At 36.5% G+C, this 12187-nt stretch carries 11 protein-coding genes; all 11 read left to right on the top strand.

The window, feature by feature from the left end:
• Nucleotides 1-36: 36 nt before the first annotated feature.
• The 11 genes from ACZLXV_RS00485 to glgB all read left to right on the top strand — a co-directional run bounded on the left by ACZLXV_RS00485 (nt 37) and on the right by glgB (nt 12171).
• Nucleotides 37-753, top strand: coding sequence for a DUF2705 family protein (locus tag ACZLXV_RS00485; RefSeq protein ID WP_022225346.1), 717 nt, complete (start codon nt 37-39; stop codon nt 751-753).
• A gap of 271 nt (nt 754-1024) precedes the next feature.
• Complete coding sequence (locus ACZLXV_RS00480) at nt 1025-1732, top strand: acyl-[acyl-carrier-protein] thioesterase (RefSeq protein ID WP_022225348.1); 708 nt, start codon at nt 1025-1027, stop codon at nt 1730-1732.
• 54 nt (nt 1733-1786) lie between these two features.
• Nucleotides 1787-2539 (top strand): YdcF family protein, encoded by a 753-nt coding sequence (locus tag ACZLXV_RS00475; RefSeq protein ID WP_022225349.1) that lies wholly within the window; start codon nt 1787-1789, stop codon nt 2537-2539.
• 97 nt (nt 2540-2636) lie between these two features.
• Complete coding sequence (locus tag ACZLXV_RS00470; RefSeq protein ID WP_482382164.1) at nt 2637-3374, top strand: AzlC family ABC transporter permease; 738 nt, start codon at nt 2637-2639, stop codon at nt 3372-3374.
• Complete coding sequence (locus ACZLXV_RS00465; protein WP_482382163.1) at nt 3371-3685, top strand: AzlD domain-containing protein; 315 nt, start codon at nt 3371-3373, stop codon at nt 3683-3685. Before ACZLXV_RS00470 ends, ACZLXV_RS00465 begins: the two co-directional genes overlap by 4 nt.
• A 271-nt stretch (nt 3686-3956) precedes the next feature.
• Nucleotides 3957-4424, top strand: a complete 468-nt coding sequence (locus ACZLXV_RS00460) for an Hsp20/alpha crystallin family protein (protein WP_022225352.1) — start codon at nt 3957-3959, stop codon at nt 4422-4424.
• Nucleotides 4425-4688: 264 nt separating this feature from the next.
• Nucleotides 4689-5438, top strand: coding sequence for a hypothetical protein (locus tag ACZLXV_RS00455; RefSeq protein ID WP_482382162.1), 750 nt, complete (start codon nt 4689-4691; stop codon nt 5436-5438).
• A 195-nt stretch (nt 5439-5633) separates the two neighbouring features.
• Nucleotides 5634-6635 carry a hypothetical protein gene (locus tag ACZLXV_RS00450; protein ID WP_482382161.1) on the top strand — a complete coding sequence of 334 codons (1002 nt, stop codon included), beginning with the start codon at nt 5634-5636 and terminating at the stop codon, nt 6633-6635.
• Nucleotides 6636-6733: 98 nt separating this feature from the next.
• Nucleotides 6734-8059, top strand: a complete 1326-nt coding sequence (locus ACZLXV_RS00445; RefSeq protein ID WP_482382160.1) for a PEGA domain-containing protein — start codon at nt 6734-6736, stop codon at nt 8057-8059.
• A gap of 34 nt (nt 8060-8093) precedes the next feature.
• Nucleotides 8094-9815: a phospho-sugar mutase gene (locus ACZLXV_RS00440; RefSeq protein ID WP_022225356.1), complete on the top strand. Its 1722-nt coding sequence runs from the start codon at nt 8094-8096 to the stop codon at nt 9813-9815.
• 130 nt (nt 9816-9945) lie between these two features.
• Nucleotides 9946-12171 (top strand): 1,4-alpha-glucan branching protein GlgB, encoded by a 2226-nt coding sequence (glgB, locus tag ACZLXV_RS00435; protein ID WP_482382159.1) that lies wholly within the window; start codon nt 9946-9948, stop codon nt 12169-12171.
• The last annotated feature ends 16 nt before the right edge of the window (nt 12172-12187 follow it).

Below are 12187 nucleotides of genomic sequence, written 5' to 3'. Positions count from 1 at the left end.
ACAATAATAGATGCCATGTCTTTTGGGGGTGAAGTGATGAATATTTTGAGTAATAAAAAATTCTGGTGTATTATGGGAATGTTTCTTTATGTATCATATGTATTTAGAATAAATGTGGTATTTAAGTATGAAAATATTTTTGCTGGTGTAAAGTTTGTTGGTGATCCTATTTTTTATGCAGGAATACTGTTTCTGTTTGGTCTTGTATTGTTTTATATGTTTATGGATACGGAAAAATATGTAAATGGTTATGGGATATTGCATGTAACCAGAAACAGAAAAAGATACATGATAGTTGGAAAGATTGTTTTTAATCACATAAAAGGTCTTGTACAGATAATATTCTCATTGATTGTTATTTATTTTCTTGAGGCTAAAGTTTTACATATGAAAGAAACCGAAAGTGACATAAGACAATTTATATATTATATAATGGTATTTTACATGGTGTGTTTAAATCTTGCATTGTGGGAGGCGATATTTGAGATTATATTTGATGCCAGAATTGCGATTATGATTGAAATGGTGATTTTGGTATTTCATATATTTTTGGGTGATTTGATTTACACATGTGGTAAAAGTAAATATCTTTATCTTTTGTGTTACAGCAACCTTGCGATGACAGGCAGGAGTAATAAGATAGCACTGTCCAAAATAGTAGTGCTTGGTGTACTTACAATATATATTCTAGTAAAAATATTTTTGTTATTTATGATTTATAATAAAAAAGATATTATACAGGGAAATGTCTGACATATGAAAGATTTGTTTTACTGGGAGATACCAAATGGAAGTAGAGATCAAAAATTAAAAAGCAAAGTAAAGCAGGATTGCAAGGTGTTAGTCCTGCTTTACTTTGCTTTTTGGGAATGTTATGATAAACATATCTATATGATAGCTTTATTTTAAAGAAAATATCAGACACTATGGCTTTGCGTTTAGAGGCAAAGAAGTGCTTATAGGATGAGGCTGATGTTTTTGGAATCGAATATGCAAAGAATCTGGATAGAGGAGAGGGATAGAGATGTATACTTTTAACAGTAGGGTAAGATATAGTGAGGTGGACAGCAATGCAAGACTGACACTCGATGGAATAATAAATTATATGCAGGATTGCACAAATTTCCAGTCAGAAGATTTGGGGGTTGGGCTTGAATTTCATAAAGAAAAAAATTTAGCATGGATTCTTAATTCATGGCAGATTGTGATTGATGAGTATCCAAAAATGGGAGAAAATATCACTATTGGAACACAATCGTTTGGGTATGAGAAGATGTTCGGGCACAGAAATTTTCTTATAACTAAAGAAGATGGTAGCAGAGTTGCTATTGCTAATTCATTGTGGGTGCTTATGGACTTAAAGAAAAACAGACCGAGGATAGTTACTCCTGAAATCGGGGATGTTTACGGTAAACATAAACCGCTTGAAATGGAGTATGCTCCGAGAAAAATCAAAATGCCTGAAAATGTTGTGAAAGGCAGAGAGTTTGTGGTGCAGGAGTCACAGCTTGATACAAATCATCATGTAAACAATGGTCAGTATGTAAGAATGGCGATGAATCAGATTGAACTTCCTAAAGTGTCGGAACTGCGTGTTGAATACAAAAAGCAGGCACTTCTTGGAGATATGATTGTTCCGTTTATCTGCAGGCAGGAGAATAAGACATTTGTTTCGCTTGATGATGTAGACGGAAAAGCATATGCAGTTGTGCAGTTTAACCACAGCAGGTAGTTGAGCAAATAATCAAATCGGTATCGACTTACAGCTTAATTTATAGGGGGGAATATGTTTTATTCTTTTATTTTATGGATACTAGGCATAGCATCTATATTATATTTTGGAATTTATGCGGTTATTATAGGACTGAATAATACATTTACATATTTTTGGCTGCTTCTTGGTTTGTTTTTGGTGGCGTTTGGAGTGATTTTAAGACTTTGCTATTTTGGTAAGTTACATTTGCCAAAGGTTATAACGGGGATATTTATAATATGTGTTATCCTGTTTTTAGTGGTGTTTAGCTTTGCGGAAGTGCTTATCATAAAAAATGCTGTTCAGAAACCAGAGAAAAATGCGGATTATATCGTGGTTCTGGGTGCGAGAGTAAATGGAACTCGAGTTACATTAAATTTAAAATATCGTCTTGATGTGGCGATTGATTATCTAAATGAAAATACACGAACAAAGGTTGTTGTATCTGGTGGTCAGGGAAAAGGTGAGGATATAACAGAGGCAAAAGCCATGTCAGATTATCTTATAAAAAACGGAATAAAAAGTGATAGAATAATCTTTGAGGACAAATCAGAAAACACGAGCGAGAATCTCGAATATTCGGCGGAGATTATTGGCAGCAAAACAAAAAAGATTGTTATTGTCAGTAATGATTTTCATATTTACAGGGCAAAATGCATAGCAAAGAAAATGGGTTATACAGATGTGAGTGGTGCAAGTGCAAAAACAAAGCCGATTACGATACCTAACAGTTTTGTCAGAGAAGCATTTGCGGTTGTTAAATATAAGATTTTTAATCAGATCTGAGTGGGAAAAATATATAAAGCAGTAAAAAGGCAAAGTAGTACAACTATATGTGAGAAAAAATATTTTGGGAAATATATACATGAATGAGGTTGTAGAAATGAAATACAATAGCTTAGAGAAAAAGAAGGACATAAAAAGAGGAGTACAGGATGGAATACCGATAGCACTTGGGTATCTGTCGGTTAGTTTTGCTTTTGGAATAATGGCGGTATCGGCGGGACTGGCTGCATGGCAGGCGATACTTATCTCGGTTGCCAATGTGACATCAGCGGGACAGTTTGCGGGTGTTGAGATTATGGCAACATGCGGTGGTCTTGTCGAGATGGCATTGACTCAGCTTGTCATAAACATAAGATATGCACTTATGTCATTGTCTCTTGCTCAGAAAGTGGACAGTACATTTAAGAAACCGACACGAATGGCAGTGAGTTTTTGCGTCACGGATGAAATATTTGCGGTTTCAGTCAGCCGTAACAAGACGATAAGCAAGTATTACATGCTTGGAATAATATCTGTTTCATATGTCGGATGGATAGCCGGAACAGCGTTTGGAGCAGTACTTGGCGGCGTTCTTCCGGCAGTTATAAGTGATGCACTCGGTATAGCGATATACGGAATGTTTTTAGCAATAATTCTCCCGGCGGCAAGGGATGACAGCCGCTATCTCAAGGTAATAATAATTGCAGTCATTTTAAGCTGTATGTTTAAGTGGTTTCCTGTTTTGAACAAGGTATCATCAGGTTTTGTGATAATAATATGTGCCGTTATAGCATCGGCAGCCGGAGCATTGCTTTATCCGATTGATGATGCAGAGGAAATGGAGGGGAATAAATGAATACAAAGACATTTTTTATATATCTTATAGTAATGGCAGGAGTTACATATCTTATCAGAGCAATACCTCTGACGGCGTTTAGTGGGAAAATAGAAAACAGATTTATCAAATCGTTTTTGGCGTATGTTCCATATGCTGTGCTCGGCGCAATGACATTTCCGGCAATAATTTATTCGACGGCGGATTTGATTTCGGGAATAGCAGGAACTATAGTCGGTGTGTTCTTTGCGTATAGAAGAAGGAGCCTGCTTACTGTTGCCGTAGCAGCCTGTGTTGCAGTGCTTTTGGTTTCGATGGTCGAATTGGTGTAGGGAAAGTACTCCTTTTCAAAATTCGTTGCAGGCGAAATTATTAACAGGACACAAAAAGTTCACAAAATTTATTAGCACTCACTCTTGACGAGTGCTAATAAAAGTGATATAACATAATCAGAACAAAGGAAGGGAACAAAAAGAAGAAAAGAATTTCAATCATACAATTGAATTTGAAGATTGAAATAAAAAAGAAATCTTCTGAGTTGCTGAAACATCCCGGTTCCATGAAACAAGGTAATAAAGCATATATGAAAAGGAGAGATGACTTATGTTAATGCCTAGTATTTTTGGAGAAAATTTGTTTGATGATTGGTTTGATGAGTTTCCATTTTATGATTTCGACAAGAGCATGAAAAATACCGAGAAGAAGTTATATGGTAAAAAAGCAGGAAGAATCATGAAAACTGATATTAAAGAGAAAAAAGATGGTTATGAGCTTGAAATTGATTTGCCTGGCTTTACTAAAGATGAAATAAATGCTTCTATTGAGGACGGTTATTTAACTATCAGTGCAGCTAAGGGTCTTGATAAGGACGAAAAAGAGAAAGAAAGCGGAAGATATATTCGCAAAGAGCGTTATGCAGGAGCATGCCAGAGAAGTTTCTATGTTGGTGAGGCTGTTAAACAGGAAGATGTTAAAGCTGAATTTAAACACGGTATTTTGAAACTTTTTGTTCCGAAAAAAGAGCCTGAGAAGAAAGTAGATGAACATAAATATATTGCAATTGAAGGATAACAACTTCAAACATTATTAAAAAAAATAATAGCCACAGAAAATCACGATTTTATCGTGTTTTCTGTGGCTGTTTTTTATATAATTACAAAAAACAAGAAAAATATTCTTTATCAATCTTTGCGTTAAAAAGCCACAGCGAGAATAATTCAAGCAGAAACATTGTTGACAAAAATAAATGGAGATATTATCTTACAAATAGGGTAGAGAAATATAGGGTAGAGAGAAAACATGTCTATTTATTGTTATTGAGAGGTGATTAAAAGTATGAAAAGATTATTTGTTTCTATGATAGCGACGATAGTGTTTATAACGGTAATTGGAGCGTTATCAAGGCAATTTGTAAATCGGAATTTTGCAAAAGAGACATCTGTAAGTGATACAACAAATATGTCATCTGGTTTAGCAGCAAAATATGAAAACATATGTGAGAAAGCAATAAATATTGGCAATAGCAGCCAAAAATTGATTATTAGCCAAAATGAAAATGATGTAACAGATACCAATATTACTTTAAACGGAAAAAAGGTTATGTTAAAAAGAGTTGCTATAGGAGCCGGGTATGCGCATCCTGATATAAAATTAGCAGATGTTACGGGGGATGGCAGAAAAGAAATTGTAATGTTTTTAGAAGGTGGTGCGTCTGGAGTATCGTGCGATATTCAAATATTTGGAAAGACAAATGGAGAATGGTCGGAAATATCTACGCCTGACTCGCTATGGGAAGATAACGATGTTTCAATATCTGCTGATAGAGAAAAAAATTTAGTTGTGGAAGTTTCGGCAGTAGATTTTCGACAACAAGTTTGTAGTAAACAAGATGTGCCCGGAAAAAAATTAGAAGGTATAGTAGGAATACGAAAATGTAAAATAGAAAATGGGAAAATACAAATAGGTGATGATATTTCGATTGGAACAGTAGGAAATAAGATAGGTGAGATTGTTCAGACATTGAAATACGATAAAAAAAATAATCAATTCATATACGATAAAATTAAGTATAAAAGTACTAACTAATACCTAAAGCGGTGAAGCTCCTAATTTGTGAATTCAGCATTCTCTTATAAATGCTGGTTTTATTTTTGGTTTCAGTGATAGGGTTCTAAAGTTTACCTCTATAGCATACCTTGAATAAGATACAAATGTACAGGTACATATATTGTACCGCATGGATGTGTCTGTTAGTCAGGTATGTTATGGAGGTGTTTTTTTATGGGAATGGATGAGAAAGTTGATGAAGTGCTTAAACAATATGAGCTTGATATAAGAACAAGAAGGCGTGTCAGAGGTTCGGTGGTTATCGAGAGTGGAGACAGGTTTTATGTTGTGAAACCATATCTTGGAGATGAGACAAAAATATTTTTCGAGGAAAACGTAAAAGAACGGTTGGTCGAAAATGGATATGAATATGTAGACATTGCTTTGAAAAATAATTCTGAAAAATATATAAGTGATGACCCATGTGGCGGAAAATGGGTAGTTAGAAGATGGTTTAAATCACAGGAATGTGACATAAAAGATGAAAAACAGGTTTGCATGGCAGCATCACATCTTGCGTATTTACATAAATATATGAGACTTTCTACGGATTTGGCTATCAAATTAAACACATCTAAAATTGATATTATTTCTATGTTTGAAAAACACAACAATGAAATGAAGCGTGTAAATAGTTATATTAAAGCAAAAAAGAAGAAAAACCGCATGGAAATAAGTATTTTGAACTCGTTTAAGGAATTTTACAATCAGGGATTAGAAGCACTTGAGTATATTAAAAAATGCAATGCGGATAAATTATGTGAAAAGACAATCAGTGAAAACAGAATAATTCATGGAAGTTATAATTATCATAATATTTCATTTGCAGGAGAAAATATAATTACATCTAATTTTGAAAAAGCGGCAGTGGGGCTTCAGGTTACGGACCTTTATGACTGGATTAGAAAAACCATGGAAAAAAACAGCTGGAACAGTGACATGGGTATATCAATTGTTACGGCATATATTAACAGCAGGGAAATGGAAACGGGTGAACTGGAAATGTTATATGCACTTTTGATGTATCCGGAGAAATATTGGAAACTGGTTAATTTTTATTATAATGGCAAAAAGACGTGGATTTCGGAAAAAAATTATGAAAAACTTGAAAAAATAAGGAATCAGGAAAGTGACAGACAAAAATTTATCGCTAAGATAAAAGATTTGACAGTTTGACTTTTTTTTTAAGCAGTTTTGAGGTATAATCAAAAGGTACAGTGTAGGTCAGAAAAAGCAGGCTGTGCACTGACTTTTTGATTTGGGGGGATATATTGATGTACAAAAGTATAAGGTTCAGGCTGATATGCCTAATGCTTATAATTATGGCTTTTGCGGGGGTCTTGATGGGATGTGGAAAGTCCTCAAATTACCAAAAAGGTCAGCAGCAGACAGCTGAACCTATAGAAACACAGAGCTTCACAGGAATTATTACACGCATAGATAAAAAACTCAGGCAGATTTCAGTCAGAGAAATTGATACGGATGTTGACACTATCATGAACTATGATGCATCTTCTGAGATTACTGATAAGTATAAAGAAGAGATTGATGGGGATGAGCTTGAGCTGGGTCAGATAATGGAAACCACATACAGAACGGATGACGCAAGAGTTGTCTCCATGAAAGTGCCGGATGATGCGTGGGAATACAGTGATGTAGATAAGTTTACTTTTGATACTGAGGAGTGTTCAATGGAAGTTGCAGGAGAGCTTTATCAGTATTCCGAACAGACATATTTTGGCTCTATTGATGATAAAAAGATAGATATGCTGGAACTCAGTGATAAGGACAAACTTACGGTACGCGGAGTAGGATACAAAGTGTACTCTGTTGTGAGAACGGAGGGACACGGTTATATACATTTGTTAAATTACAGTGATTTTTTGGGCGGTATGATAAATATTGATGATGATATAATATTGCCTGTTACAAAAAATATGCTTATAACAGTCAGCTGTGGAACATATCGTATCACGATAAGCAAGGGTGCGGCAAAAGCAAGTAAGACTGTCACGGTGAAAGAGGACAAGGAGAGTACGCTTGATTTTAGTGATTACAGAAAAAGCGTGAAGAATGTCGGAAGTGTACGTTTCAATGTTGACCCGCAGGGTGCAGACTTGTTTATAAACGGAACAAGAATTGATTACAGCAAACCAATTTCTTTAAATTATGGAACATATTCTGTTACGGCAAGTTTAAATGGCTATAATACTTATACCGGACGGCTTACTGTTGCAGAGGCGGACAAGACCATAAATATAAGTCTTGAGCCGAAAGAAGATACTGCATCGGCAGCTACACAGTCTCCTGAGAGTACAGCGGCAGCCACGGCAGCACCGACGGCAACAGCAAAAAGCCAGACAAGAAAAATTGATAGTAAACATACCATATCAGTAACTGCACCGGAGGGCGCAGAGGTTTATCTGGACAATGTTTATAAGGGAATTGTTCCCTGCAAGTTTACAAAAGTTATAGGCTCACAGACGATTACTTTGAGCAAGACAGGTTATGAGACAAAAAGCTACTCAATTGATATTCTGGATGATGATAAGAATGCAAAACTTTCATTTTCGGATTTGATTGAGGATGCTGATAAATAAATATAAAATGAGCAGAAATAGGAGGATATACAAGATGGATTACAAAGAGATTTATGAGTCATGGCTTTCAAACCCTTACTTTGATGAGGAGACAAAAGCTGAACTTAAAGCTATAGCAGATGATGACAACGAAATTAAGGAACGTTTTTATCAGGACCTTGAGTTTGGTACAGCCGGACTTAGAGGTGTTATCGGTGCCGGTACAAACCGTATGAACATCTATACAGTACGCAAGGCTACACAGGGACTTGCTAATTATATTATAAAAGCGGGCAAGCAGTCGCAGGGAGTTGCTATAGCATATGACTCACGTCATATGTCACCTGAATTTGCAGATGAAGCTGCACTTTGTCTTGCGGCAAATGGAATCAAGGCATATGTATTTGAATCACTCAGACCTACACCAGAACTTTCATATGCGGTAAGAGAGCTTAAATGTGTTGCAGGAATAAATGTTACAGCAAGTCACAATCCGCCTGAGTATAATGGCTATAAAGTGTACTGGGAAGATGGTGCTCAGATTACACCGCCTCATGATACAGGTATTATGGATGAAGTTAAAGCTGTTACGGATTACAACACAGTTAAGACAATGGCTAAGGAAGATGCTGTTAAACAGGGATTATATCAGCAGATTGGCAAGGATATAGATGATAAATATATTGAAGAGCTTAAAAAACAGGTTATCCATTGGGACAGCATTAAAGAGATGGGAGACAAGCTTAAAATTGTTTATACACCTCTTCACGGTACAGGAAACATTCCGGCAAGACGTGTTCTTGAAGAACTTGGATTTAAAAATGTTTATGTTGTGCCTGAACAGGAACTTCCGGACGGAGATTTCCCAACTGTAAGTTATCCGAATCCTGAGGCAGCAGAAGCATTTGAACTTGCACTTAAACTCGCAAAAGAAAAAGATGCGGACCTCGTTCTTGCAACTGACCCGGATGCAGACAGACTTGGTGTTTATGTAAAAGATACAAAGTCAGGTGAGTACATTACACTTACCGGAAATATGTCAGGCTGCCTTCTTGCTGATTATGAGATTTCTCAGATTAAGGAAACAAAGGGACTTCCTGATGACGGAAAACTTATCAAGACAATTGTTACATCAAATCTTGCAGATGAGATTGCTAAATATTATGGAGTAGAGCTTATAGAAGTTCTTACAGGATTTAAATATATAGGACAGCAGATACTTAATTTTGAGACAACAGGTAAAGGTACATATCTGTTTGGATTTGAGGAGAGTTACGGATGCCTTATCGGTACTCATGCAAGAGATAAGGATGCTATCGTTGCAACTATGGCTCTTTGTGAGGCAGCAGCTTACTATAAGACAAAGAATATGACACTCTGGGATGCAATGATTGCAATGTATGAGAGATACGGATATTGCAAGGATGGCGTAAAAGCAGTTACCATGAAAGGTATTGAGGGACTTGCAAAAATTCAGGAAATCATGTCAGACCTTCGCAAGAATCCGCCTAAGGAAATTGATGGACACAAGGTACTTTCATTTAGGGATTATCAGGCAGATACTATTACTGACCTTGCAACAGGTGAGGTTAAACCTACAGGCCTTCCAAAGTCAAATGTACTTTATTTTGATATGGAAGATAATGTATGGATGTGTGTAAGACCTTCAGGAACAGAGCCAAAGATTAAATTCTACTATGGTGTTGTCGGAACATCTCTTGAAGATGCAGATAAAAAATCTGAGCAGATGGCAAAAGCTGTTGACGATTTGATTTAAGCACATTTTAATTATCAATCAAAATTATGATGCAGGGGTCAAAAGGGATTTTGACCTTGGCATCAAATTATTAAAGGAAGAGTGGGTACAAAATGTCCGCTTTTCCTAAAAAAGATTTGGGGGAAAGCGTATGCAGGAAAAGATGGACCAGTGGATAAACTGGGTTGAATATGATGAACTGCTTGAGGGCAGACATAATGCACCGCATAATTTACTGGGATTGCACAGCTTTGGCAGAGGTCAGGTTTTTACTATATACAGACCTGAAGCTGAGAGAGTTTTTATAACTGATATGTCGGGAAAAAATGAACTTGAATTAGAAGAAATAGGTGAGAGTTCAGGATTTTTTGGAAAATATATTCCAAGAAAGAATTACAGAGCTCCATACAAAGTGAAAGTTCAGTATTCTGAAAATGATATTATTGAATATGTAGATCCATATTGTTTTGAACCACAGATTGGTGATGAGGATTTATATTATTTTGCAGAGGGCAAACATTACGAAATATATAAAAAATTAGGTGCGCATCCTATGACTATAAATGGCGTAAAAGGCACATATTTTGCAGTATGGGCACCTCATGCAAGAGCGGTAAGTGTAGCAGGAAGTTTCAATATGTGGGATGGAAGAATTCATCTTATGAGAACACTTCAGGTTTCGGGTGTTTATGAATTGTTTATTCCTGGGGTTGAGCCCGGGGCAATTTATAAATATCAGATACTTACAAGAACAGGTGAAGTTCTTATGAAATCAGACCCGTATGCGAATTGTTCAGAACTTCGCCCTGCAAATGCATCTGTTGTTGCGGATATAAGTGGCTTCAAATGGAATGATACAAAGTGGATGCGTGAGCGTGAAAAGAAAGACAGGGACGAGCTTCGCAGAGAGCCTATGGCAATATATGAAGTTCATATCGGTTCGTGGCGTAAAAAGGATGACGGAACGGAAGATGGATTTTATACTTATCGTGAAATGGCACCTATGCTTGCGGAGTATGTTAAAAAGATGGGCTATACCCATGTTGAGCTTATGGGTATAGCAGAGCATCCGTTTGACGGTTCATGGGGATATCAGGTGACCGGATATTATGCACCTACAAGAAGATACGGAACACCTAAAGATTTTATGTATTTTGTTGATTATATGCATGAAAAAGGCATTCATGTAATTCTTGACTGGGTACCGGCGCATTTTCCTAAAGATGAACATGGTCTTGGAAGATTTGACGGACAGCCTCTTTATGAACATCCTGATCCGAGAAGGGGCGAGCACCCTCATTGGGGCACTTACATCTTCAATTATGGCAAGAGAGAGGTTGAGAATTTCCTTGTTGCAAATGGACTTTTCTGGCTCAAGGAGTTTCATGTTGACGGACTTAGAGTTGATGCGGTTGCATCGATGTTATATCTTGATTATGGAAAAGATGATGGAGAGTGGCTTCCAAATGAAAAAGGCGGCAATGAAAATTACGACGCCATAAATCTTTTCAGACATATGAATGAACAGTTTGAGAAACAATGTCCGGGAACCGAGATAATAGCTGAGGAGTCAACTGCGTGGGCAGGTGTTACATCACCGGTTTCAATGAACGGTCTTGGATTTTTATTTAAATGGAATATGGGATGGATGAATGATTTCCTTGAGTATATGAAGCTTGACCCTTATTTCAGAGCAAATAATCACGGCAAATTGACTTTCAGCATGCAATATGCATATAGTGAGAACTTTATTCAGGTACTTTCTCATGACGAGGTTGTTCATGGAAAATGTTCAATGATAGAGAAAATGCCCGGTGAATACGAGGAGAAATTTGCCAATCTTCGTACAGCGTATGGATTTATGTACGGTCATCCGGGAAAGAAGCTTCTTTTTATGGGACAGGAATTTGCACAGTTTAGAGAGTGGAGTGAAAAACGCAGTCTTGACTGGGAACTTCTTGATTATGATATGCACCAGAAGATGCAGGCGTATGTCAGAGAGCTCAATAAACTTTATGAAAAATATGATGCAATGTATGTGAATGACTGTGAGCCTATTGGTTTTGAGTGGATGAGCTGCGACAATGCCGACATGAGTACAGTGAGCTTTGTGCGGCGTGGAAGTTCTGCAAAAAATCAGTTATTATTTGTGTGTAACTTTACACCGGTATCATATGAGAAATATCGTACAGGAGTGCCGTGTGCAGGAGATTATGTGAAAGTTTTATCGTCTGATGATGAAAAGTTCGGAGGAACAGGAGCAAACATTAAAAAGACAATAAAAGCGGAAAAAATTGAATGCGAAAGAAAAGATTATTCTATAGAATTTAATCTTCCGCCAATGTCCGTTACAGTATTTAAGTTTGATTATAAATAATAAAGTTTAATTTAAA

The sequence above is a fragment of the Butyribacter sp. genome, from assembly GCF_056818865.1.
The sequence above is the reverse complement of the archived record's forward strand: the minus strand, read 5'-3'. Positions and strand labels throughout refer to the sequence as shown.